This window comes from Phenylobacterium sp. LjRoot225 (assembly GCF_964252855.1).
Taxonomy (GTDB): Bacteria; Pseudomonadota; Alphaproteobacteria; order Caulobacterales; family Caulobacteraceae; genus Phenylobacterium.
Window position 1 is genome coordinate 1,156,365 of sequence record NZ_CAXUPL020000001.1, and the last position, 25,586, is coordinate 1,181,950.

16 protein-coding genes are annotated in these 25,586 nt (G+C 70.9%); 15 read left to right on the forward strand and 1 reads right to left on the reverse strand.

The annotated features are described in order from the left end of the window. Window positions 1–21 precede the first annotated feature (21 nt). Genes ACSQ2B_RS05635 through ACSQ2B_RS05645 form a run of 3 tightly spaced genes read left to right on the forward strand, consistent with a single transcriptional unit; the run spans window position 22 to window position 12,991 of the window. The gene (locus tag ACSQ2B_RS05635; protein ID WP_436048083.1) at window positions 22–1,695 is read left to right on the forward strand and encodes a ShlB/FhaC/HecB family hemolysin secretion/activation protein; all 1,674 of its coding nucleotides are present in this window, start codon (window positions 22–24) and stop codon (window positions 1,693–1,695) included. Continuing rightward, window positions 1,695–9,824, forward strand: coding sequence for a beta strand repeat-containing protein (locus tag ACSQ2B_RS05640; protein WP_436048084.1), 8,130 nt, complete (start codon window positions 1,695–1,697; stop codon window positions 9,822–9,824). Before ACSQ2B_RS05635 ends, ACSQ2B_RS05640 begins: the two co-directional genes overlap by 1 nt. Then, window positions 9,821–12,991, forward strand: coding sequence for a CHAT domain-containing protein (locus ACSQ2B_RS05645; protein ID WP_436048086.1), 3,171 nt, complete (start codon window positions 9,821–9,823; stop codon window positions 12,989–12,991). Before ACSQ2B_RS05640 ends, ACSQ2B_RS05645 begins: the two co-directional genes overlap by 4 nt. Window positions 12,992–12,997: 6 nt before the next feature. On the opposite strand, the gene ACSQ2B_RS05650 is transcribed toward ACSQ2B_RS05645, so the two are convergent. Beyond that, window positions 12,998–13,636, reverse strand: a complete 639-nt coding sequence (locus ACSQ2B_RS05650; RefSeq protein ID WP_436048088.1) for a septal ring lytic transglycosylase RlpA family protein — start codon at window positions 13,634–13,636, stop codon at window positions 12,998–13,000. Window positions 13,637–13,883: 247 nt separating this feature from the next. Between ACSQ2B_RS05650 and ACSQ2B_RS05655 the strand changes: the two genes are divergently transcribed. From ACSQ2B_RS05655 to ACSQ2B_RS05710, 12 genes are all read left to right on the forward strand, one after another. Continuing rightward, a complete protein-coding gene (locus ACSQ2B_RS05655; RefSeq protein ID WP_436048089.1) occupies window positions 13,884–14,525 on the forward strand; it encodes an OmpA family protein in 642 nt (213 codons plus the stop codon). 22 nt (window positions 14,526–14,547) lie between these two features. Further along, the gene (locus ACSQ2B_RS05660; protein WP_436048090.1) at window positions 14,548–16,221 is read left to right on the forward strand and encodes a CPBP family glutamic-type intramembrane protease; all 1,674 of its coding nucleotides are present in this window, start codon (window positions 14,548–14,550) and stop codon (window positions 16,219–16,221) included. A 28-nt stretch (window positions 16,222–16,249) separates the two neighbouring features. After that, the gene (locus ACSQ2B_RS05665; protein ID WP_436048091.1) at window positions 16,250–18,121 is read left to right on the forward strand and encodes a serine/threonine-protein kinase; all 1,872 of its coding nucleotides are present in this window, start codon (window positions 16,250–16,252) and stop codon (window positions 18,119–18,121) included. Window positions 18,122–18,367: 246 nt separating this feature from the next. Further along, window positions 18,368–19,402 carry a glutaminase A gene (gene glsA / locus ACSQ2B_RS05670; RefSeq protein ID WP_436048092.1) on the forward strand — a complete coding sequence of 345 codons (1,035 nt, stop codon included), beginning with the start codon at window positions 18,368–18,370 and terminating at the stop codon, window positions 19,400–19,402. Window positions 19,403–19,571: 169 nt separating this feature from the next. Continuing rightward, window positions 19,572–20,684, forward strand: a complete 1,113-nt coding sequence (locus ACSQ2B_RS05675; protein ID WP_436048094.1) for a PP2C family protein-serine/threonine phosphatase — start codon at window positions 19,572–19,574, stop codon at window positions 20,682–20,684. 10 nt (window positions 20,685–20,694) lie between these two features. Then, complete coding sequence (locus ACSQ2B_RS05680; RefSeq protein ID WP_436048096.1) at window positions 20,695–21,033, forward strand: STAS domain-containing protein; 339 nt, start codon at window positions 20,695–20,697, stop codon at window positions 21,031–21,033. A gap of 124 nt (window positions 21,034–21,157) precedes the next feature. Continuing rightward, window positions 21,158–21,613, forward strand: a complete 456-nt coding sequence (locus ACSQ2B_RS05685; RefSeq protein ID WP_436048098.1) for an ATP-binding protein — start codon at window positions 21,158–21,160, stop codon at window positions 21,611–21,613. Between the two features lie 167 nt (window positions 21,614–21,780). Then, on the forward strand, window positions 21,781–22,659 hold the full coding sequence (locus ACSQ2B_RS05690; protein WP_436048099.1) for a helix-turn-helix domain-containing protein: 879 nt from the start codon (window positions 21,781–21,783) through the stop codon (window positions 22,657–22,659). A 134-nt stretch (window positions 22,660–22,793) separates the two neighbouring features. Further along, a complete protein-coding gene (locus tag ACSQ2B_RS05695) occupies window positions 22,794–23,639 on the forward strand; it encodes an SDR family NAD(P)-dependent oxidoreductase (RefSeq protein WP_436048101.1) in 846 nt (281 codons plus the stop codon). Between the two features lie 14 nt (window positions 23,640–23,653). After that, a complete protein-coding gene (locus ACSQ2B_RS05700) occupies window positions 23,654–24,103 on the forward strand; it encodes a nuclear transport factor 2 family protein (RefSeq protein ID WP_436048103.1) in 450 nt (149 codons plus the stop codon). Window positions 24,104–24,123: 20 nt separating this feature from the next. Next, window positions 24,124–24,915, forward strand: a complete 792-nt coding sequence (locus ACSQ2B_RS05705) for an NAD(P)-dependent oxidoreductase (RefSeq protein WP_436048105.1) — start codon at window positions 24,124–24,126, stop codon at window positions 24,913–24,915. Between the two features lie 20 nt (window positions 24,916–24,935). Continuing rightward, a complete protein-coding gene (locus tag ACSQ2B_RS05710) occupies window positions 24,936–25,385 on the forward strand; it encodes a nuclear transport factor 2 family protein (RefSeq protein WP_436048107.1) in 450 nt (149 codons plus the stop codon). Window positions 25,386–25,586 lie beyond the last annotated feature (201 nt).

Sequence of the window (25,586 nt, forward strand, 5' to 3'; positions counted from 1 at the left end):
ACGTTTGCAGCGCTGGGAGCCATGACGGCGATCGGCGCGACGACATTCGTGGAACCTGCGCGGGCGCAGACGCCGCCCGGTCCCCTTCCGTCCGGCGTCCGCCAACCGTCGCGCGAACAGCTCGATCCGGAACGCCAGGCGCCCGCGCCGCAGACCCGCTCCAGGGACCTGTTCTCCGCGCCTGCCGCCCTGCCCTGTCCATTGGCCGGCTCCAAGGTCACCTTCAGGCTGGAGAGCGTCGAGATCGCCGGGGCGACCGTTTCGCCTGGCAGGCTCACGCCCGCCTACCAGGACCTGATCGGCTCGATAGTCCCCGTCTCGGTGATCTGCCAGATCCGCGACCGACTCGCCCTGGCCCTCTTCCGGCGAGGGCTTTTGGCGCGCGTCGAGGCCCCGGCCCAGACCATCTCGGGCGGGCGTCTGAAGCTGGTGGTGGTCGAAGCTCGGATCGTCTCCGTCCGCGTGCGGGGCGACATCGGCCCCGCCCAGGACAAGGTCGAAGCCTACCTCGACAAGCTCCGCGGCCTCGCCCCCTTCGACCTGCGGACCGCGCAGCGTTATCTCCTGCTCGCCAACGACGTGCCGGGGGTGCGGATCAGCGCCGCCTTGCGTCCGTCTTCGGAAGGACGCGGCGCGATCGACCTCGACGTGCAGGTGAGCCGCAGGGCCTACGACGCCGTCGGCGCCGTCCAGAATTCGGGCTCGGACGCCCTCGGCCCCTGGAGCGCGCTGGCGCGCGTGGACCTGAACAGCTTTACGCGCTTTGGCGAGCGCACGACCCTGATCGCCTATCGCTCCCTGCCCCAGGACGAGCAGTGGATCGTCCAGGTGATCGAGGAAGCCCGGTTCGGAACCTCCGGCCTGCTCGGCCGCGTCGCGCTCGCCTACGGCCAATCCCATCCCGGCGACGTGCTGAAGCCGCTCTCGCTGCAGGGCGACTCCCTCATCTTCACGCCCGAAATCCAATACCCGATCGTCAAGCTCAAGCGAGCGACGCTGAACGCCGGCGCCGGCTTCGACCTGGTCGAACAGAAGACCAAGTTCCCCGGCGGCGGCCTGCTGGCCAACGACAAGCTGCGGGTCGCCTGGGCGAGCCTGGCCGGCGAGTACCAGCAGCCGCTGTTCGCGGACCGTGCGTTCGCCTCGGGCAAGGCGAACCTGCAGTTGCGCAAGGGTCTTTCCGGCCTGGGCGCCAGCAAGACGGGCGACGCCGATCTCTCGCGGATCGAGGGGCGACCCGACGCCTGGGTGGTCCGCCTGGAGAGCGACAACCAGATCGCCAACCGCCTCGGCGTCCTCGGGCTGAGACTTCAGGCGCAATACGCGGGCAAGCCGCTGCTCTCCTACGAGGAGCTTGCGGTGGGCGACCTGAGCATCGGCCGCGGCTATGAGCCGGCGGTGCTTTCGGGCGAGCGGGTCGTGGCGGGGGAGTTGAAGCTAAGCCCGCAGGAGCTGCGCTTCGGCGACAACTGGGGGGTCACGCCCTTCGCCTACTGCGACGCCTCGCGGGTCGAGAACCTCGATCCTGGCTCGCGAAGCCGCACGCTGCGATCCGCCGGCGTCGGCGTCGACGTGCGTAGTCCCTACGCTGTGCGGGCGCACCTTGCCTGGGCCCATCCTTTCGACAGGCCCTTTCCCAACCAACCGAAGAAGCCGAGCAATCGGATCATCGTCCAGCTGGTCATGGTCCGCTGATGACGCATCCCCCGCTCCCGCTCCCCTCTCGTAAGCGCGGCCGGCTGCTGGGCGGCTCTGCGATCTGCGGGGCGGCGGCGCTGTTCGTGCAACCGGCGCTGGCCGGCGCGATCCTTCCGCCCAGCGCCTTGCCGGACGCCGCGAGCGCGACGACGGCGTTTGGGGCCCTGGGCCCGGGCGGCTCCGGCGTGGGAGCCGCCCCCGGCTTCACCACCGCGCCGAACCTGCTGACAGTCGATGTCCGCTCCAGCCGCTCGATCATCACCTGGGACAGCTTCAACGTCGGCAGCGCCTCGACCGTCGCCTTCGGTGGGATGAGCGCCGGCGACATCGCGGTGAACCGCGCAACCTCCAGGATGGTCATCGAGGGCTCGGTCACCGGCGGCGGCGCCCTGTGGTTTCTCTCGCCGGGCGGCGTGCTGGTGAACGGCGGGAATATCTCGGCCGCCGGCGGCGTGCTGATGAGCAACGGGACGCTGAACGAAGGCGCCTTTCTCGGCTCCGGCGACCTTTCCGGCGCGATGGCGGCGATCCAGGGCAGCGCCGCCCTGATCAGCATGGGCGACGTGACGCCGGCGGATACGGCGGAGGTCGCCCTCGGGGGCGACATCGTCCTGTCGTCAAGCGCCACGCTGACCGTCGAGACGGCGAAAGGCGGCGCCGTCAGCCTGACGGCGACCGGCGAGGTCGACGCCGGCGTGCTTACCGCGACCGCCGGCGACCTGACCGTCCAGGGAAGCTCGATCGCAGTTTCCGCCGCCACGGCGGCGGGCAAGCTGACGCTCCAGGGCCCGGTCGTCGTCGGCGCCGGCGGGTCCACCCTCACAGCCGGCGGCCAGGTGTCGCTGACCTCGACGGTGGATGGCCCAGGCGACCTGACGATCAGCACGCCCGGCCAGACCACCATCGCCGACGACATCGGCGCGACGACGCCGCTGGCGAGCCTGACGGTCGGCGCCGGCCCGCTGCTGTTCAAGGGGGCGGCGATCACCGCGACCGGCGACGTCACGCTTCACGGCGTCAGCCTCGGCGGGGCCGGCGCTGTGGTCTTCTCCGCGGGCGGCGCCTTCGAGGCCGGCGACATCAGCGGCGCGACGGCGGACCTCAACGACCTCGCCATCACCGCCGGATCGACGCTCACGCTGGGCGGGATCGGCCACAGCGGCCGCCTGAAGTCGGCCAGCTTCGCCGGCGGCGGCCCGATCGCGCTGAAGGGCGACATCTCGGCTCTGAACGAGGTGGACTTCCTGAGCGCCGCGGCTCTGACCGGTTCCGGCACGCGCAGGATCACCGCCGGCGGCGCGACCTTCCAGGCCGTGGCCATGGCGAAAGACGCCATCCTGTCGGCCGATGTCGGCTCCGGCGCGGCGAGCTTCAACGGCGCCGTCGGGACTGCGGGCTCGAGCGGGACGCGACTTGCTGTCCGCGCGGGAACGGCGACCTTTGCAGCGACCAATCGCATCAGCACCCTGGCCGCCTCGATCGCCAGCGGCGGCCTCGACTTCACCAATTCCCGGACGCTGTCGATCGGCGCGGTGGATGGGGTGGCGGGCGTCAGGGCCACGGCCGGCGACGTCGCCTTGCATACCAGCGCGGGCGCGCTCTCGCTGACCAGCGGGATCTCGACCGCGTCGAGCGCCCAGGTCTCGCTGAGCGCGGCCGGCGCGATCTCGCAGAGCGGCGGCGCGATCAAGACCGGCGTGCTGCTGGCCGAAGCTGGCGGCGCGATCAGCCTGACGCAGGCGAACCATTTCAGCCACCTCGGCGCGACCAGCGCGCCGGGCCAATCCATCAGCATCGTCGACGCCGACGCATTGACGATCGACGGCCCGGTGGCCGGCAAGTCCATCAGCCTCTCCGGCGCGGGCCTGACCTTCACCTCCCTGAATGCCGAGCAGAACCTGACGCTGGATGCGACCAGCGGCGCGCTGACCGGCGCGTCCGGCGCGGCGGCGAGCGGAGACCTGAAGCTGACGGGGGCGACCATCGTCCTCAACGGCGCGGCGACTGCGGGACGCGATCTCGTCGTCAAGGCGACCGGCGGTGGCGCCAGCCTGGGGTCGGTGTCCGCCGGCCAGGACGCCGGCCTGACCGCCTCCGGCGCGCTCGGCGTCGCCGGGGCCGTCTCGGCCGGCCGCGACTATGCGGTCACGGCGCAGGACTTCGTCGGCGCGGCGCTGGCGGCCTCGCCCGGGCGCGACCTGACGATCGTCGACACCGGCGGCGCGTTGACGGCTGGCGCGCTCACCGCGTCGCGCAATCTCTCCATCACGGCCCAGGGCGGCGGCGCGCTGACCGTCTCGGGCGCGCTGACCGCGACGAGCGGCGACATCGCGCTGACGACCACGGGGGGCGGCGCGCTTACGCTCGGCGCCAACGTCACGACCGGCGCCGGCCGGACCACCACCTTGGTCGCCGGTGGGGCGATCCTTCAGAGCGGGGGCGTCGTCAGCACCGGGACGATCACCGGCGCTTCGGCGGGCGGGTTCTCCCTCGACAAGGCGAACACCTTCAGCCGTCTGGGATCGGTGACCAACACCGGCGCCGGCGGCGTCGACGTGGTGGACGCCAGCGCGCTGACATTGGACGGCCCGCTGGATGGCGGCTCGGGCGGCGTCTCGGTCACTGGCGCGGCCGTCAGCTTCGCCACCCTGACGTCGCCGACGTCCCTGACCCTGGCCGCCACCGCCGGCGACATCACGGGCGCGGGCGCGGCCACGACGACCGGCGACCTGGTCCTGAGCGGCCGCTCGGTGAACATCAGCGGCCCGCTGGTCGCCGCCAATGGCGGCGTCAAGGTGACCGCGAGCCACGGCATGCTGAGCGTGAGCGCTGTGACCGCCGCCAAGGACATTCTGCTGCGCGACACCGATCTCGGCGCAGGGACGGCGGGCGACGGCGGCTCGATCACCGCGGGCCCCCTGACCGCCGGCGCGGACGTCGGCGTCGCCTCCGCCGACGGCGGCGTCACCCTGGCGTCTGTCTCCGCCGGTGACGATGTCGCCATCCGCGCCCTCTATGGCAGGGTCACGGTCACCGGCGACGTCAAGTCCGGCCGTGACATGCCGGGGGTGACGCGGACGGACGATCCGGGCGGCGCGGCCGACGGCGTCGTGGCCGGCGCCAACTTCCCGGACTTCGACCCCGCCTCGACGACCGACTTCGTGCTGAAGGGCCATGACGTCGACATCCAGGCGCAGGCCATCAAGGTCACCGGCGCCATCGTCGCCGGGGTGCAGCAGCCGGGCGGCGACAATCCCGATGCGGCGACGTTGCGCGACACGACGCCGTCCGACGTGCGGCTGCGCAGCGGAGGCCAGAGCCTGGCGACGGCGGGGCTCGCCGCCTCCATCCTGGTGGGCGACGTCACCGCGACGCGCGATATCCAGATCGACTCCCGCCGCGGCGTCGATGCGGGCGCGCTCAAGGCCGGACAGGACGTCGCGGTTCTCGCCCGGGGCCTCGACGAGACCACCGAGACCGATCCGCTCTCCCATGGCCTGGGCGCCACGATCGGCTCGGCTGCCGCCGGGCGCCATGTGGTCATGTACAGCGTCTGGGGTCGCAACCATGTCCTGGGGCCGGTCACGGCGCACCACAGCTACCCGCAATTCCAGCCGGACTCGACCGGCGACACGAGCGACGGCGCAGCCGAGCGCCTCGCCGCCTACATCCGCTATCTCGACCTGGACGACGCGAGCCGGCCGTTCATCAGCGGCGCCGGCGACGTGGTCGTCGTCGGGCGCGGCGTCGACCTGGATGGGGCCGTCGCCGCCGCCGGCTCCGTCCGCATTCAATCCGGCTCTTCGCTGGCCCAGGGCCCCGGCGATACGATCCGCCTCGGCGGGCTGGCCACGGCGACGACCGGCGACGTTCGCCTCCAGGCCTTCGGCGCAGATTCCGGACCGATCGCGACGATCACGACGGGCGGCCTGACCGCCGGCGGCGACGTGGCGGTGTGGAGCCGCAACGGCGGCGCAGCCCTGGGCGCGCTTTCTGCGACCGACGACGTGGCGATCCGGGCGGCGCGCTCGGTCGCCGTGAGCGGAACCATCAGCGCCGGCTCCGGCTTGGGCACCGGCCCGGGCGGCGGGGCCGACCAGCTGGTGCTCGCAAGCAAGGGCGGCGCGCTGACGCTCTCCGGCCATCGCTACGATGTCGCCACCGTGGTCGGCAGCGTCGACGTAAAGGGCCAGGACATCAACATCAGCGGCTCGACGACGGCCGCATCGAGCGCACGCTTGCAGGCCTCAGCCGGCGTGACGACCGGCGCTGTCACCGCCGCCGTGGGCGACGTCCTGATCGACGCCGGCGGCGCCGTCGGAACGGGCGCGCTGAGCGCCGGACGCGACGTGGGCGTGCGCTCCACCGGCGCCATTTCCGATGTCGCCATCGCCAGCGCGACGGCCGGCGACGATGTGGTCCTGCGCGGCGAGCATGCGATCCGGGTCAACGGCGCCCTGAGCGCTGGCTCGGGCGCGGATTCCGCCGCCGCCGACCAAGCCGGCGATCTGATGGCCGGGGCCGATGCGATCACGCTGCAGGGCCACAGCTACGGCGTGACCGGCGGCGATATCGACCTGAAGGCTAGGGCGATCGCGGTCGCTGGCGGCTCGACCGCCATGTCCGACGCCCGCTTCCAGGCGGCTGGGGCGATCGCCACAGGCGATGTCGCCGCCACCGAGGCTGACGTGCTGGCCGACGCAGGCGGCGCGATCAGCATGGGCCGCCTCAGCGCCGGTCGCGATGTCGGGATCCGCTCGACCGGCGCGACGTCGGACGTGGTCATCGCCAGCGCAGCGGCCGGCGACGACGTGGTCCTGCGCAGCGTGCAAGCGGTCCAGGTCGACGGCGCTCTGAGCGCCGGGGGCGCCGATGCCGCCACCGCCGACCAGGCCGGCGACCAGGCCGGCGACCTGATGGCTGGCGCCGACGCGGTTGCGCTCGCGGGTCAGAGCTATGGCCTGAGCGGCGGCGATATCGACCTGAAGGCCGGGACGATCGTGGTCAACGGCGTCTCGACCGCCGGGTCCGACGCCCGCTTCCAGGCGGACAGGGCGATCACCACGGGCGATGTCGCCGCTGCCGAGGCCGACGTGCTGGCCGACGCCGGCGGCGCGATCAGCATGGGCCGACTTAGCGCCGGGCGCGATGTCGGGATCCGCTCGACAGGCGCGACGTCGGACCTCGTCATCGCCAGCGCGGCGGCAGGCGACGACGTCGTCCTGCGCGGCGAGCAGGCGATCCAGGTCGACGGCGCTCTGAGCGCCGCCGGCGCCGACTCCGCCGCCGCGGACCAGGCCGGCGACCTGTTGGCTGGCGCCGACGCGGTTGCGCTCGCGGGTCAAAGCTATGGCCTGAGCGGCGGCGACATCGACCTGAAGGCCGGGACAATCGCGGTCACCGGCGTCTCGACCGCCGGGTCCGACGCCCGCTTCCAGGCGGCCGGGGCGATCGCCACAGGCGATGTCGCCGCCACCGAGGCTGACGTGCTGGCCGACGCCGGCGGCGCGATCAGCATGGGCCGCCTGAGCGCCGGCGGCGACGTCGGCGTGCGCTCCAGCGGCGCGGGCGTCGCCCTGGACCAGGCCAGCGCCGGCGACGACATCGTGCTGCGCGCCGCCGGCGACATCAGCGCCGCCGGGACGCTCTCGGCCGCGGGCGCAGGCGAGAGCGAGGGCGTCGGCGACCTCATCTTCAGCGCCGACCGCAGCCGCCTGTCGGCGGACTTCGGCCTGAGCGGCGCCAACATCGACGTCAAGACCAGCAGCGGCGGCGTGACGCTCTCGGGCGCAGCCGCCGCGAGCGTCGACGTCCGCGTCCAGACCGTCGGCTCCGGCGGGGTGCACGTCGCAGCGGTCACCGCCGGTCGCGACATCCTGCTGGACGGCGGCGGGGCCGACTCGGTCCGCGCCGGCGACCTGGCCGCCGGCGGCGACATCGCCCTGCGCGGGCGAGACGGCGGGGTGAACGTCGGCTCCGCGGCGGCCGGCGACGATCTGGTCGTGCGCGCCGCAGGCGCGTTCGCTGCGCTCGGCGCGCTGACGGCGAACGGCGGCTCGGACGTTGCGGGCGCCGGCGACCAGCTCGTCAGCGTGGAAGGGGCGATCAATGTCGCCGGGCGCAACTTCGACCTGACGGGCAACACCCTGGACGTCCGCGGCGCCGGCGTCAGCGTCGGGGCCGACGCGACAGCAGGCGCCGACGTGCGCCTCCAATCGACCGGGGCCATCGCCCTGGCCGGCGTGACGGGCGGGCGCGACGTGCTGATCGACGCGACAGGCGCGGTGCGAGCCGGCGCGATCGCGGCCGATCGCGATGTCGCCCTGCGCTCGACGGGCGCCGGCGTGACGCTCGACCGGGCTTCGGCGGGCGACGATCTCGTCCTGCGCGGCGCAGGCGGCGTGCAGGCGGCCGGCGCCCTCGTCAGCAAGGGAACGGCGGACGGCGATGGCGCGGCCGACGCCCTGTTCGGCGCCGATCGCACCAGCCTCTCCGGCGACTTCGATCTCGCCGGCTCGGATGTGGACATTCGGTCGGCGAACGGGCCGATCGTGGTGGGCGGGGCCATCTCGGCCGCGCGCGACGCGCGGCTGCAGACCGCCGGCGACGGCGCAGTCCAGGTCGCGGCCGTCACCGCCGGCCGCGACATCCTGCTCGACGGCGCCTCGGCGACGGCCGGCGCGGTCGAAGCCGCCTCCGGAGACGTGGCGGTGCGCGCGCGTACGGGCGGCGTCGCCCTGCAGTCGGCCGCCGCCGGCGACGACATCATCCTTCGCTCGGCGCAGGACGTGACGGTCAGCGGCGGCCTCACGTCGGGTCCGGCGGACGCCGCAGGCGCCGGCGACCGCCTGCTGGCGGCGAGCGGCGCCATCCGCTGGGCGGCGGACTCGGCGGCGCTTGACCAGGTGAGCAGCTTCGACAGCTCGGGCGGCGCCATCGACGTGCGTGGCGGCGGCCGGGTGAGCGTCGGCGGCGCCGTCCAGGCCAGCGGCCCCAGCGCGCGCTTCGAAACCCCGGGCGAGCTCTCGCTGGCCTCGATAACCGCCGGCAGGCTGATCTTCGTCCGAGCGAGCGGGCTGACCATCGGCGGCGACTGGCGGGCCTCGACGGTGCGGATCGAGGCCACCTCGCCCACCGGCCTGGTCCTCGGCGACGGGGCGAGCGCGCCGGCCGGCGCGGCGATCCTGACCAATGCGCAGTTCAACAAGCTGGACGCCGACACGGTGCAGATCTTCGCCGGCGACACCTCCGGCGCCATGCGCGGCGCGGGGCTCGCCATCGGCGCCCTCTCCGTGGACCTGGCGCGCATCCGGAGCCGGCTGGAACTCTACGCAGGATCGAACGCGGACGTGCTGATCACGCGCGCCTTTGCGCCGTCGACCGAGGCGGCCAACAGCACCCTGCTGCGGATCGGCGCCGCCGACGCCACGGTCGGAAACTGGACGCCGCGCTCGATCCGCATCATCGCCGACGACGGTGGATCCATCGGCCAATCAACCACGACGGACGGCCGGATCTTCACGGGCGTCAGGGCCTTCGGCGCCGTGGAGCTGAACGCGCGCGAGAGCATATTGATGGGCTATCAGAGCTTCATCGACCGTCTCGCGACGGCCACGCCGGACGAAGTGCCGGCGCTGGTCAGGGCCCTGAGCGCGCCGCAGGGCGAGAATGGACCGCTCATGCTGTTGACGGCTGGATCGCTCTCCTTGCGGGCCGGTCGGATCGGCCAGCAGGACACGAGCAATCCGACCTCGCTGACCCGCACCGGCATCTACATCAACGGCCCGCTCTTCCTCGGCACGACCGAGCCGGGCGCGAACGCGGTTGGGCCAGAGCTGATCGAGCTCTCGGGCGCGATCAACAACGGCTCAGTCGTGCTGGTCAACGAGAGCGCGGCGCTCACCAACCTGATCAACCTGAACCGGCCCGACCCCTATTACCGGCTGAACAGCTGCGTGATCCTGCAGACCGGCGCCTGCAGCGCCCAGGGCGGCACGCCGGACACCGGCTTCTCCCCCAACCGTCTGACCACGCTGCAGCTGATCGACCCGCAGGACGCAGGCGTGGCCGAGGATCCCACCGTGGCCAGCGCGACCAACGAAGAAATCTGGCGCGATCCGGAATGACGCCCATGACCTTCGGCCAGGCGTTCCCCAAGGTCTGCGGTTTCGCCGGCGCGATCGCGGCCGCCGTCCTGGCCGCGAGCCCCGCCCAAGCCGCCGCCCCCCGCGACGACTTCAACCTGGGACGCAGCAGCATCAGCGGCGCGGTCTGCCAGGCCGTGCGCGACTTCGACGACGTCCTGGGGACGGGCGCCGGACGGCGGGCGTGGCAGGTCCGCTGCCGCGGCTGGTCCCAGACGCTTGGCCGCATCTACTACCTCCAGCGTGACAGCGAGGCCGGCGAGGCGGACTGGCGCAAGGCGCTGGCGGCCCGCGCCGCCTGCGATCCGTCCAGCAAGGCCGACCTGCCGAAGGTTGCAGGCGCCACGGCGCTCAGCTGCAAGAGCCGGCCGGCCAGCGCCAGCTATGTGGTCTTCAGCGTCCGTGAAGGTCGCGGCCTGATCGTCGCCGAGGGGTTCTCGGGCGTGGCGGACGTGCTCGCCTCCGGCCTCCAGGTCGCCGCCGGACGCAGCAAGCCGCCCGCGGCGATCGCCGACCAGGGCGGGACCGGGGTGACTGGCGAGATCGAGAGCCTCAACGCCGCCGCCGACTCCAGCGTCGATTCCGTCGACAAGCAGCGGGAAGCGGCCTACCGCGAGGCCCACTCCTGGCGGTTCGGCGCGGCCGAGGCGCGCTTCAGCAGCCTGGCGGAGGTCTCCGGCGACATGAGTCCGGCGGACCGGGCCGAGGCCTATCTCAACGTCGCCATGAACGCCTCGAACGCCGAGCGTTTCGTCGAGGCCGACGCCTACTTCAAGGCCGCCGATCCGATCGTGCAGCAGGCGCGGTCAAACGCCCTGACCGCGCTCGCGTTGAACGACAAGGCTGCTCACGCGCGCAACCAGCGCAAGTTCGAGGAGGCCATCGTCCTCGCCCAGCAGGCCAACGCGATCCGTGAAGCCGAGACCGTCAGCAGCGGCCTGGACATCAGCCGGACGGGCGACGGCGACGTCGAGTTCGGAAAATCCGCGGCCGCCGCCCTGAACGCTCAGGGCCGCGGATTGAACATCCAGCTTGGCGAGCACCAGCAGGCGCTGATCCGCAAGGCCCAGGCGCTGCAGGTGATCGGCACCTCCCAGGAAGCGCTGCGCCGCGAGACCGAGGCCCGCGCCAGCCTGCAGGCCGCCGCCGCCACGCTTGAGCAGACATGGGGCGGGCGCCGCCTGGGCGAGTACGCGCCCTGGCTCACCGCGCGCATCCAGGCCGACCTCGCCCGCCAGGACCGCAACCGCGGGGATGCGGGCGCCGCGGTGAGACGCCTGCAGAACGCCATCGACGCCTACAGCGGGCGCGATCCGGCCTCGCTGGTCACGGGTCACTTCCTGATCGAGCTGGCCCGCGCCAAGGCCGCCGCCGGGCAGGACGACGAGGCGCTCGTGGACTATGAGAACGCCTTCCAGATCTTCCGCGACAAGCGTGGATCGCTCGGACCGTCGGCGGACATCGCCGGCGCCTATTTCGACATCCTGCTGCATCGCATCGGCGACAATCCCGCCGCCCATCCAGTGGAGGTGCGACGCTTCTTCGAGAGCTCCGAGGCCCTGGTGGGCGAGTCCACGGCCGCCGCCGCCCTGCAGTTCGCCGAGCGCCTGACGTCCGGCGACACCGCGACCGCCGGCCTCGCCCGGACCCGGGATGCGACCCTGCGCCAGATCGACGACAAGCTGCTCGAGGTGCGCCAGGCCCAGCAGGCCGGCACGCTGACCGCCGACCAGCGCAAGCAGTCCGCCAGCGCCATCGAGGCTCTCAGGGTGCAGGCCAACGACCTCGAGCAGCGGATGTTCGCCGCCGATCCCCGATATCGCACCGCGCTCAAGACCAATGCGCTCCTGGCGGACCTGCAGGCCACGCTGCGGCCGGGCGAGGCCTATGCGAAGATCCTGATCCTGGCGAACCGTGGCTACGGCCTGTTCATCACGCCGACGGAGAGCCGGCCCTACGCCGTCGAGCTCAGCCGCGCCCAGGCGCGTGAGCTCGCCGCCCGGCTGCGCAAGCCGTTCGATGAGGCGGGCACGGGACGCCTCGGCCGATATGACGTGGCGCTCGCCCGGGCGCTTTACCTCAAGCTGTTCGGCCCGGTGGAGACCCAGCTCGCCGGCGTCCAGACACTGATCTACCAGCCGGATCCCACCCTCGTCGGGGCGCCGATCGGCGCTCTGGTGACGGATGACGCCAGCCTTCAGGTGATGCGCGACAACATCCAGACCGCCGTCCGGACCAAGTCCACGCTTTCGTATCACGGCGTATCATGGCTCGCCGACCGCGTTCAGGTTTCCGTCTCGGTCTCCACCGCCGCCTTCGTCAACGCTCGCCGTGTACGTGAATCCAACGCGCCACGCCCCTTCCTGGGCTTCGCCGATCCGGTGATCGACGCCCATTCCACGACGGCGTTTGCGAGCGTCGCGGCCCCTGCGGCCTGGGTCCGCAGCTCGGGCGTCGACTTCTGCGCCGGCATGCGGCGGCAGCTGATGCAGCTGCCCCGGCTGCCGGAGACGGCGACGGAGGTCAGCGCCGTCGCAGACGCCATCGGCGCACCGCAGAGCATCATTCTCGGTGCGGCCTTCACCGACGACCGGGTCAAGCAGATGGGCGGAAGCGATGACCTCGACCAGTACCGGGTGCTCTACTTTGCGACCCATGGCCTGCTGCCCCAGACCAACGGCTGCCTGCAGCCATCCCTGGTGACGTCGCCGGGCCTGCAGGGCGGCGACGGTCTGCTCGACGCCAAGGAGATCCCCGGCCTCAAGCTCGACGCCGACCTGGTCGTGCTCTCGGCGTGCAACACCGGCCAGTCGAGCGACGGCGCGGGCGGCGGCGGGGCGGCGCTCGGCGGCCTGGTGGCCACCTTCACCTATGCCGGCGCGCGCAATCTGCTGGTGTCGAACTGGATGGTCGACTCCAAGGCGACCGAGCTCTTGATGAGCACCCTCTTCAAATCGCAGGCGGCCACCCAGGGCGCGGCGATGAAGGCGGCGCAACAGGTATTCATCGCGCGCCGCGACGCCTATTCGCATCCCTTCTACTGGGCGGCCTTCTCCATCGTCGGCGACAGCGCTCGAGCGATGCCGCAGGCGGCAAGGCCAACGGCCCGGCAGGCTCAGAATGCAGGAAAGGCCCTTGGCGGCTTGTGACGCGCCCTAAAGACCGGGCAGCGGAACAGGCGTGTCCTCGGCCCAAGTGACCATCAGCGGCTGGCGCCGACCGCGGCCGCGAAGAAACGCGCGCGCCCCCTCCTGCCGCGCTTCATCGAGCACGTCGCCGGAGAGTTCGTCGCTCAATCGGGCCAGACGCAGGCCCGCGAACCAGCCGCCGCTCGCCGGATTCATCGCCACGGAGGTAACGCGTCTCGCAGGCTTCACCAGCGACGGCGGCGCGCCGAGGGTGCTGATCCTCACCGGAGCCGCCCCTGGCGCATCCACCCCAAGACGATGGGCCGCCGCAAACGAGAGGGTGATCGCCGGACCAGCCGTGGTCGGCAGTCGGTCGTTGATCCGCACCACCACGCTTTCGCCCGTCGCCATGTTGGTGACGGCCGCATAGCTGTTCAGCGGCAGGTCGGCGCTGGCCGCCGTGAGCTGGTACATGTCGAACCGGTCGCCATTGGCTGTGGTTCGGCCGTCGAAAGCCTGTCCGCGCCAGTCCGCGAGGCCCAGGCGCTCGGACGGCGAAGCGCCCATGCTCTGGCCGCCGTCGGCCGCCCATGCGGTTGAGGTCAGACCTGCACTGATCGACAGCAGCGCAATCGCCGCCAGAACCGATCGATTTCCGCGAACCATGTCGACGGCCCCTCAGGCTCCATCAGACCGTGACTATTCCGCGGAAACTTTGATAGAGGCCGAACCGACTTGATTAACTGGATATAACCTTAATCAACCTCGCCACATCGAAGGCCTATATTGAAGCAACGCGTTCCGATGCGTTTCACCCCCCTTCCCGACCTCGCCCCCTTAGGACAGAGGCGGGTTGCCGCCGTTGCGGCCTAGGCATAGCTTGCGGGCGGGCTGGTTAACGGGGCGCAGATCGATGAAGACCTGGGTGAGGCTGGCCGGGCTGGCCCTGGTGATTTCGGCAGGCGCGGCGCACGCGGCCGATCCGCCGGCGCAGTACAGGCCGGAAGACGTGGTCAAGGCCTACAGCGGCGCGGCGGCGGCGAGCTGTGCGCCCGGAACCGTCGCCGCGGAGGACGGCAGCTGCGACCCCGTCGTGCGCACCCGCGGCTTCAGCCTGGCGACGCCTGGGGCTCCGAAGGCGGGCGCCTCGAAGCGGACGGGCCCGGCGCGGGCGAGCCACGGCGTCTACGCTGCGAGCGCGCCCTTGATGGCGCGCGCGAAGCCGGGGGACCTGCTGATCGGCTTCCGCCTCGGTTCCGCTGATCTGACCCCTCAGGCCCGATCCAACGCCCGCGCCTTCGCCGCCGCCTTGAAGACGCCGGAGCTCTCCGGTCACCGCTTTGCGATCGGCGGCCACACCGACGCCAGCGGCTCCGTGAGCCGAAACCAGGTCCTTTCAAACGCCCGCGCCCAGGCCGTGAAGGCGTTCCTGGTGGCCGAAGGCGTCGATGAAGCCCGGCTGGAGGCGAAGGGTTACGGCTCGACCCGTCAGGCCGATCCCCGCCATCCGAACTCGCCGACGAACCGGCGCGTGGAGGGGCTGCGTATCAACTGATCGCAAGGCGCGGGAGACCGCCATGAGCGCACGCGCCGAGGCGTCGCTGCAGCGGCTGGCCTTCGACAATCCCTGGATCGTTGGCGTGCGCAGCGGGCGCCGCGCCGCGCCGCCGTGGCTTGTCCTGCTGGTCGGCGTGTCGAGCGCGGTCGCCATTGGGGCGCTTGCCCGAGGACTAGGCCCGGAAATACCGGCCGCCGTTTCCGCCCACATGCCCGGCGCCATCGGCGTGATGCTCGGCGTCGCGGCCCTGTACCTTGTGGTCTTCCTGCCGCTGTGGGTCACGGCCGGCCTGGGCGGCCTCGCCGAGGGACGCGTGGTTTGGCGCGCCGAACGCCATGCCGTGCTCGCGGGGGCCGCCGGCCTCCTGCTCGCACTCGGTGGATTCGCCATCGCCGTCGGCTTGGCCGCCGGCGCGGGCGTGGTCCGCGCCGGCGGGGGAGCGATCGACGGCGGAACGACCAGCGCCGTCGGCGTGGCGCTCGGCCTGCTCGTCTTCGGCTATCAGGCCGGGGCGGAGGAGGTGTTGTTCCGCGGCTGGATGCAGCCGGTGCTCTGCGCGCGCTTCGGCCCCTGGATCGGCTTGGTGACGGTGGCGGCGAGCTTCGGCCTCCTGCACCTCGCCGGCGCCCCGCACGGGCAGTTGGCGATCCTCAACCTGATGCTCGCCGGCCTCATGTTCGGCCTCCTGGCGCTGCGCAGCGGCGGGCTCTGGGCGGCCTTCGGCGCGCACGCCGGCTGGAACTGGATCGAGGCTTGCGGCCTCGGTCTCGACCCCAATCCGGGCTTGGGGCCGTTCGGAGCGCTGGTGGATCTTGATCTCGTGGGACGCGCCGTCTGGAGCGGCGGCCCGGACGGGCTGACCGGGAGCCTTGCGCTCACCCTCGTCTTGAGCCTCATCGTCGGCGGGCTGCTGGTGCTGCGGCCGCGAACCCACAGGAGGGTGGCCATGGGTCAGAAGGACCTGCGAATCCACGACGCCGCTCGCTGCCACCAGGGCAAGGTGCGCGAGGTCAACGAAGACTCCGTCCTCGCCCGCCCCCGCGAGGGCCTGTGGGCGGTCGCCGACGGCATGGGCGGACACGCCAACGGGCAGTGGGCTTCGCAGACGGTCGTCGCCGCGTTGGAGCAGGCGAGCGGCGACGGCGACGAGGAGACCCGGGCGCGCGCCGCCTCCGACGCCTTGCACGCGGCCAACAGCCGGATCTGGGCCCAGGCTCAGACGGTCGGCAGGCCCATGGGCTCGACCGTGGCCGCCCTGCTGCTGCACGGCCCGCGCTTTGTGGTGCTGTGGGCCGGGGACAGCCGCTGCTACCTGCTGCGCGATGGCGTGATCCGCCAGCTCACCACGGACCACTCGCATGTGCAGCACCTGGTGGCGACGGGCCGCCTCGCCCCCCAGGAGGCCGCAACCCACCCCATGGCCCACGTGCTCTCGCGCGCGGTGGGCGCCCAGGCGCAGCTGGACCTCGAAATGGTGGCGGACGAGGCCCGCGCCGGAGATGCCTTCCTTTTGTGCAGCGACGGGCTCACGCGGGTGGTCGGGGATCCGGAAATCGCCGCCATGATGAAGGGCAAGCTGCCGGCGGTCGCAGCCGAACAGATGGTGGCGGTCTGCCTCGAGCGAGGCGCGCCGGACAATGTGAGCGTCGTCATCGTACATTGCGAGGCGACCACCTCGCTGGCGCTCGCATGAGCCGCCGATCGGGTCAGGGGAGAGCGCGATGAGCGGCGATCCGGACGCACCTGGCGGTTCCGAGCGGACGGTCTTCCTGCCGGCCCCCGAGGAGCCCGCCGGACCCGCCCAGGGGGGGCGGCCGGGCGCGACCCAATGGACGGCGGCGCCTATGCCCGCCTCCGGTCAGTGGCCGGCGCCGCCGGACGCCGCTCCAGCTCCGCGCCCGCAAGTCGCTCCGGGAAGCGTGCTCAACAACATCTACGAGGTGAAACGCTTCCTTGCCCGCGGCGGCATGGGGGAGGTGTACGAAGGCTTCAACGTCAACACGGAGGAACGCGTGGCCATCAAGGTCATGCTTCCCGCCCTCGCCGCCGATCGCAATGTCCAGGCGATGTTCTTCAAGGAGGCGCGCACCCTCACCCGGCTGCACCATCCGGCGGTCGTGCAATATCGGGTGCTGGCGCAGGAGCCGGCGCTTGGAATCTTCTACATCGTCACGGAGTTCATCGAGGGCGCCACGCTGTCCGAACTCCTGCCGACCCTGCAGCCGACGCCCGTCCAGCTGAAGCTCCTGACGCGGCGACTGGCCAAGGGCCTGGGCGCCGCCCATGCTCTGGGCGCGGTGCACCGGGACATGTCGCCCGACAATGTGCTGCTGCCGGACGGGCGGATCGAGCATGCCAAGATCATCGACTTCGGCATCGCCAAGGACATGGACCCGTCGAAGGGCACCATCGTCGGCGACGGCTTCGCCGGGAAGCTCGGCTATGTCGCCCCCGAGCAGTTCGGCGCCTTTGATCGGCAGGTCGGTCCGTGGACGGACGTCTACACCCTCGGTCTGGTGATCCTCGCCGCCGCGCAAGGCCGCGACGTCGACATGGGGACCACCCTGGTCGAGGCGATCGACAAGCGCCGCGCGGGTCCCGACCTGTCGGTCGCCCCGCCGGAGCTGCGGCCGGTTCTCGCCGGCATGCTGGCGGCCGACCCGGCTCGGCGCTTGCGGTCCATGGAGGCGGTGATCGCCGCCCTCGACGGCGATCGTCCCCTCGCCGCGCCGCCGGCGACGTTCGAACCGACGCTGCCCGCCGCCAAGCCCAAGGCGAACCGGACGCCGCTGATCCTCGGCGCGGCCGCAGCGGTCCTGCTCGCGGGCGGCGGCGCCGTCTTCCTGATGACCAACCGACCCAAGCCCGCCGCGGTCGCCTCGGAAATGACCGCGAGCCTGCGGCGAAGCGTCGAAGAAACCCTGCCGACCGTGGGCTGCAGCTGGTTGGACGTGGGAGATGTGCAGGCGAGCCCGGCTGGGGCGGCGGTGCGGCTGAAGGGCGTCGCCGGGCGGCCCGGCGCCGCGCAGAACGCGATCACCGGGGCGACCGGCCGAGCGGGAACCACCCTCGCCGACCTCAACCTCGACGAGGTGGCGCCGGTCGGCGAGGCGCTTTGCGCACCGCTCGACGTCTTCCGCCCGCTGCGCGCGGCGACAACCGACGGCATCAGCATCCCGCAGCGCAAGTTCGAGATCACCCGCCAGTCCGACGACGGAAAGCTGGAGGCGCGCGCGGTGATCAACATGCGCCCGCCCGATCGCTCGCAAGAGGTGGCTCTGGTGGGGTTGGAGCCCAGCGGCAAGATGACCGTCCTGATCAAGAGCCGCGCCGATTTCGACGCTGCGGTCGCCGCGGGCACGATTTCCGAGCTCGGCGGCGGCGCCTACCGCCTGGTGGTCAACACCGACCATACTGGCTGGTCGGGCCTGCTTCTGATCACCGGCAAGGCGCCCGTCGATCCTGCGCTGATTGAAGGCGACCCTGCCGCACGCGGCGCGGACTGGCCCGAGAGCTTCCGCAGCGCCGCGGCCCAGGGCGGCTGGAAGACGGATATGGTCTGGTATCGGACGGTTCAGCAGGGCAAGGGCTGAGCCGCACTCACGACCGCAGCGTCGCCGGCGAATGGACGCAGTTTGGGCAGGACCCCCCCGCAACCCCGAGCGGCGCCGCCTCAACGCGCTTCGCGGCCACGCTCCGCCCGATTATTGGGCAGCTCCGCGCGAACGGCGCGACCTGTCAACGGTGAGGCATCTCTCGCCTTGCCTGGGCCGGGCAGCGACCTGAAGCCTCAATGTGACAGAAAGGGGCTTTCTGTCTTAGGGGTCGGGGGCGCGCGATTGCTACGAGCAGGTGAGGCGATCCAGATCCCGCAGGATGTCGAGGCCGCCGCGATGAACGATCCCGTGATAGCGGAAATCGAGTCGCTCCTGCGTTGGCAGCATGAGCACTATGGCGACCTGCGGGAGGGAGAGGTCGCGGACTATATTCCGGAGCTCACGAAAACGCCGGCGGACCTGTTCGGCATCGCCGTCACCCTGCACGACGGACGCACGGTCGCCGTGGGCGACGCCTCCTACCCCTTCACCATCCAGTCGATCTCGAAGGTGTATACCTTCCCGATGCTGCTCGACCTGATCGGACGCGAGGGCATCTACAGTCTGGTGGGCGTGCAACCGAGCAGCGACCCGTTCAACGCCATCACCCTGGATCCGCGCACCAACCGGCCGTTCAATCCGATGGTCAACACCGGCGCCATCGCCGTGGCCGGCCGGCTCCGGGAGGTTCTGGGCCCCAATGCGTTCGAGGCGATCCTCGATACGTTCTCGCGCGCGGCTGGGCGAGCTCTCGACGTCGACGAGAAGGTGTTCGAGTCCGAGCGGCAGGAGGGCCACCGCAATCGCGCGATCGGTCATCTGTTGCGCGCCGCCGGCGTCTTCCACGCTTCGGTCGACGAGGTGCTCGACCTCTATTTCCGTCAGTGCTCCGTCCTGGTGACCGCCGAAGACCTGGCCATGATGGGCGCGACGCTCAGCAATCTCGGCGCCCATCCGGTGACCCGCGATCCGGTCTTCGGGCTGGAGGCCGTGCGGGACACCCTTTCGGTGATGTTCGGCTGCGGCATGTACGACGGCGCCGGCGACTGGGCGACCCGCGTGGGGCTCCCCGCCAAGAGCGGTGTCGGCGGCGGCATCATGGGCGTGGTCAATCGCCAGCTGGGCGTGGGCGTCTTCTCGCCGCGCCTGGACGAGGTCGGAAACTCGGTGCGCGGGAAACTGTGCTGCATCCACCTTTCCGAGAACCTGGGCATGCACCCGTTCGACGCGACCAACGCCGGATCCAGCTTCTTCAGCGCCATTTCAGGACGGCGGTGAGCCGTCAGGCGCCGGAAATTGCCGCGCTTCAATGCTTGATCAAGCGCCCGCGTTGTAGATGTTCGTCAGGCTCATCCAGACGATCCAGGGGTGTGCGTCCGGAACTTGCGTCGGGATGGTATACCGCGCAAGGTTGTAAACTGCCGATTGTATGTAAGGAGGCGCGCGCGTGGTCGCTGAACGGACGACGTTTTACGCCCTGCCGGCCAACGCCGACCTGTCGGATCGCGCCCGGGCCCACTGCCTTGAGCATCTGAGCGGGGCGGACGCCGGACGGCGCGTCAACGTTCCGGACGCGGGCTTGATCATTGGGCGCCTGGCGCCGGCCGACCTGATTCTGCCGGAAGCCGACGTATCGCGCGCACACTGCCGCCTGACGCGAAATTCGAGCGGGCTGGTCGTCACCGACCTCGGATCGACCAACGGCACCTTCGTCGACGAAGTTCGGGTCACCGGCTCCGTCGCCCTGCCGGTCGGCGCGGTGCTGCGGATCGGAACGCGGATCCTCAAGCACGAGCTGCTCACGGAACGCCAGCTTCGCAAGTCCTCGGAGATGGACCGCGAGGTCGCCGCCGCGACCGCCTATGTGAAGGCCCTGCTTCCCCCGCCGCTGGCCCAGGGGCCGATCCGGACCGACTGGTGCTACGTCCCCAGCACCCAGCTCGGCGGCGACGCCTTCGGCTACACCTTCCTCGATGCGGACCGTTTCGCCTTCTACGTGATCGACGTGTCGGGACATGGGGCCGGCGCCGCCCTGCACGCCGTCAGCGTGATGAACGTCCTGCGCCAGCGCATGCTCCCTGGCGCAGACATGGCCGATCCGGGCTCGGTTCTCGCCGCGCTCAACAGCCTGTTCCCGATGGAACAGCACGCCGACATGTATTTCACCATCTGGTACGGCGTGTATGAGGCGACCACCCGTCAGCTGACCTACGCCGCCGCCGGCCACCATCCGGCCTACCTTTCCCCCCCGTGGGGCGACCAGGCGACGCCGCTTCAGGCCCGGAACCCGATTATCGGCGCCATTCCCGCGCGCCAGTACAGATCAGAAAGCGTCACGGTCGCCCCGGGCGCCTTGATCTATCTGTTCAGCGACGGGGTCTTCGAGACCGTCGGCCCCAGTGGCGAGATAGGGAATATTGACAGTTTTGTGACAGACTTTCTAACAGATCCGGGCGACATCTCTGGCGAAGCCCAACGGATATTCCAGGCTGTGACGGCGAAATCTCGAACGACCGAACTTGACGACGACTTCTCTCTTGTCATAGTCCAGCTCGTCTAAGGGGCTCGCCATGCAGATTGACAATCAAAATCTCGACGACGTCGTGCGGATCGCACTCGACGGCCGCCTCGACACCGCTGGGGTCGGCCGGATCGAAATGCCGTTCAGCGCCCAGGTCGGCGCCGCCGCCAAGCCGGTGATCGTCGATCTGACGGCCGTATCCTTCCTCGCGTCCCTCGCGGTGCGCATGTTCATCAGCACCGGCCGCGTCCTGGCGGCGCGTGGCGGTCGCATGGTCCTGTTCGGAGCCACGCCCGAGGTGGCTGAGATCATCGAGGTGATGGGACTGGGAGAGATCATTCCCGTCGTGGCGGACGAAAGCGCCGCCCTCGCCTTGATCCGGGGCTAGAGCGCTTTCCGCCAGGTGGAGACCGTGTTGCGACCAGACGAGGCGCTATCTCCCTGTTTCAGAGCACGCGTGAGCGGTCGGGCGATTGCGCCTGGCTGCATGCTCTAGGCGCGCGCCACGCCTGGTGCGCGACGTCCAGCTCGCCCCCGACCGCCTGGTCCTGACGCTCGACAACGACATCGAGGAGATCGCGGCGGCCCTGCCGAACCTGCAGGCCTTCGGCGAAGGCGCGCAGCTCGGCCCCCGCCTGCAAAATCGGTTCGAGGTCATCTTCGAGGAGCTGGCGTCCAATGTCATCCGGCATGGTTTCGTCCAAGGCTCGCGCCAGCAGGTCCGGATCTGCGCCGCCGTGGACGCGCAGGCGCTGACCCTGGTCGTCGAAGACGACGGCCTTCCCTTCGATCCCCTGGCCCGAGCGGCGCCCGCCCCGCTCACCGACCTTGCCAGCGCGCCGGAGGGCGGTCTTGGCATCGCACTCGTCACGCGCCTCGCCAGCCGCCTCTGCTACGAAGCCCCGCAAGGCGGCGCCGACCAGGGCTTCCGCCCCGTGAACCGCGTAACGGCCGTGCTCTTACGCTGAAGCCTGCCGTGACCCTGCGCCCCGCCGCAAGCGGCCCGCACGGGTTCGCCTCCGGCGGCGATCGCATGGCGGCGGCCTTGCGCTTGCGGCGCGCGAGCGCCTATCGATGGTCTCAGGCGAACTGCTCACGTCCGCCATAATAAGTCGCAAGGGCAGGAATGGTTGGCGTGCGAACACCGCTGCGCGGACACGTCGAGATCGAACGGGAGCGCACCCTGCCGTTCGCGAGGACGCAGGTCGCCCGGTTCGAGATCTCGGAACCCGATGAACGCCTCCTGCTGAACGAGCACGTCTACCGCCTCGACATGTGCCTGACGCCGCGTCCGTCGGGAGCGCTGGCGCGCTACCGCGATCACTGGGGTTCCAACGAGTTCGAGCCTTTTGGCGGCGTCTATCTGCTGGCCCCGCACCAGGCGCTGCAGGTGAAGTGCGTCCCCAGCATCACCAGCTCCCTGGTCTGCGAACTGCGGGCCGACCAGGTTTCGAAATGGCTGGGCGAGGAGGTGGTGTGGTCGGACGGCCATCGTCGGGCCAGCCTGAGCGCCGGGACGTCCAGGTTCCGACCGCTGATGCGGCGCATCGTCGAGGAGCTGCGCCGGCCGGGCCTGGCGCATGACAGCATGATCGAAATGGTGACGGCGCAGCTTGCACTCGAAGTCGGCCGGTTCTGCGTTGAGGGCCGCGGGGCGCAGGGCGGCGCGGGGCTTGCGCCATGGCGGCTGCGCCGGATCGACGAGCGGCTGGCGGAAGACGGGCGATCTCCGTCGCTTTCGGAGCTGGCCGAGCTCTGCAACCTGAGCGTCCGCCAGCTTCTCCGGGCGTTCCGCGCCAGCCGGGGATGCACCGTCGGGGACTACATCGCCCAGCGGCGCGCGGAATTGGCGAAGCGCAAGCTGCAAGGCCCGGACAGCGTCAAAGCGGTCGCGCGCGGTCTCGGCTTCAGTTCGCCGGCGAGTTTCACCTACGCCTTCCGCCGATCGACGGGCCTGACCCCGCGCGAGTACCGCGCGCAGTCAGGCTCCCGCCTCGGCAAGCTTCGAACATGAAGACGGCGGCCAGATCTCGATAATCCGGCGACATCCTGCGGTTCGAAGTCGTTGCGATCGCATGGCGTCGCAGATCAGATGCGGGGCTCAGCTCGCTCCAGAGCGTCGCCCCAATCAGCACAAGCGAACCCGCCATGTCCTCTTCCGACCACTTCTGGACTGGAACCGCCGTCGTGACGGGGGCCGGATCGGGCCTCGGAGCCGCGATGGCGGATCGCTTCGCCGAGGCAGGCATGTCGATCGTCGCCTTGGACATCGACGGTGAGCGCGCCGAACAGCAGGCGCAGGCGGTCCGCGACCGAGGCGGACGGGCGATCGCCATGCGCGTCGACGTCGCGGATCCGGCGGCCCTGGAGCAGGCGGTCGCGGCGGTGCGCGAAGAGTTCGGCGGCTGCAACGTCCTTTGCGCCAATGTCGGGGTCCAGCAGTTCGGCGCGATCGACAAGCTGACCGAGAACGACTGGCGCTGGGTGCTGGACGTGAACGTTCTGGGCGTCGTGCACACGGTGCGCGCCTTCCTGCCGCTGCTGCGGAAAAGCGAAGGCGTGCGGCGGGTCGTCGTCACCGCTTCGTCCTCGGTGCTGGTGCCGGGCGTGCGCATGGCCGCCTACATCGCCAGCAAGTACGCTGTCATGGGCTATGGCGAGACGCTGCGGATGGAGCTCGCGCCCGAAGACATCGGCGTCTCGGTGTTCTTCCCGGCCGGCATGCGGTCGCGCCACCTGGAAAGCAGCCGGCTGGCGCGGCCGGCCGAGCTTGGGCCTTCGGTTCTGGCGCGCGAGGACATCGACGTGATGATGGCGAGCCGCAAGGTCGACACCGCCGAGCATGTCGCCACGCCGGAGCACGCCACGCGAAATCTCCTCGCCGAGCTGGCCGCCAACGAGCGGTTCATCGTTAGCCACGGCGCCTACCGGGACGAACTGGTGGCGCGGTGCGACGATCTCATCGCCGCCGTCGACCGCGCGCAGCGCGCCTGACCTCTAGAGGACACATGGACCCTGTCGAGAAGCTTATCGCGCTGGAAGAGATCCGCGCTCTGATGGCGCGGCGAGTCCGTTGCCTCGACGAGAAGGACTGGGAGGGCTTCGCTGCCTGTTACACGCCCGACGCGGTGTCCTATTCCTTCGTTCGCCCCGAAGCGCCTGACGACAAGATCATCGGCGCTCAAATCATCGCCGAGCGCGTCGCCGCAGCGCTTCACGACGTGACGACGGCCCACCAGGTCCACGCCCCGGAGATTGAGATCCTGTCGTCGGAGAGCGCGACCGGCGTCTGGCCGCTCAACGACGTCCTCTCGCGGATGCGCGACGGCAAGCGGCATTGGATGCGGGGATACGGCCACTACCGCCAGGTCTACGAGAAGCGCGACGGCCGCTGGCTGATCAAGGAGCACCGGCTGACACGGCTCCTGCTGGAGACCGGCGTCGATGAACAAGCCTGAGGCTATGGGGACGTGACGGAATGAAGATCGGTTGGATCGGGCTGGGCGCCATCGGCGCGCAGATGGCCAGGCGCCTGCTGGCCGCGGGCCACGACCTGACGGCCTATGCCCGCGGCGCCGGCCTAGCGGACGTCGAGGCGGCGGGGGCCGAAACTTCGCTCGACTACGCGCGGGTCGCCGGCGGCCGCGATCTGCTGGTGGTCTGCCTGTTCAACGACGCCCAGGTGCGCGATGTCCTATTCGACCAGGGCGCCCTCGCGGCCGTTCCCGCCGGCGCCGTGGTGGTCATACACACGACGGGCTCGCCGGCCCTGGCGCGCGAGATCGGCGAGCGCGCGCCGCACGGCGTGAGCGTCGTGGACGCGACCTTCAGCGGCGGCCCGGGCGAGGTCGCACGCGGCGAGCTGACGGTGATGGTCGGCGGCGACGGCGACGCCTTCGGCCGCGCCAGACCCGCGCTGGAGGCCTATGCGGGGCAGATCCACCACGTGGGTCCGCTCGGGCACGGCCAGCGGCTCAAGCTGCTGAACAACCTCCTGTTCGCCACCAATATGATGAACGCCGCGGAGCTGCGCCGGCTGGCGGAGAGCGAGGGGTTCGAGCCCTCGGTGGTCACCGAGGTGCTGCAGGCCTGCAGCGGCGCAAGCTTCGCGATGCGGCTGTTCCAGAAGCCCGCCCCGCCGGCGGCGGTGCTCGCGGCGACGCGTCCGTACCTCGAGAAGGACGTCGCCACGGCGATGGCCAGCGCCGCCGAGGCGGGCCTGGACGTCTCGGCCTTCGCCGCGACGGCCGCCTACTTCCGGCCCGCGTAGCAACAGAAGGAGAATGGGATATGACCGCAAACTTCGCCGACTGGGTGGCGATCTGCGAGACCAAGGCGAGGTATTGCCGCTGCCTCGACACAAAGGATTGGGAGGGCTACGCGGACGTCTTCACCGAAGACCTCGTGCTCGATACCAGCCCGGCCGGCGGCTATAAGGTCGAGGGTCGCGACGAGGCGATCCGGACCATCCGGCGCTCGGTCGAGACGGCCAAGACCGCGCACCAGGTCCACAACCCCGAAATCACCTTCGCCGCCGACGGCCAGAGCGCCGACGTGATCTGGGCCATGAACGATCGGGTGGCCTGGGGCGAGGATCGCATTGAGGCGATGGGCGACCTCGGGCACACCGGCTACGGGCACTACCGCGAGCAATATGTGAAGTGCGCCGACGGCAAATGGCGGATCCGGCGCCAGGTCCTGAGCTATCTACAGTTCGATTTGGTCCCGCTGCCCAAATGAGGACGGCCGAGAGATCCGCTCCCCCCGCCTGACGCTCCGAGCGGCCGCTGCGCCGCTCGAACTCGCTCATCAGGCGAGATGCGCCGATTGCGGACCTTCGCACCCTTCCGGAGGCACGACGGTCGCAAGCCGGCCGCGAGGGCTACGAGCGTCCCATATTGCACATCCGCCGAGACATATCGGCCCGATATTCCGATGACC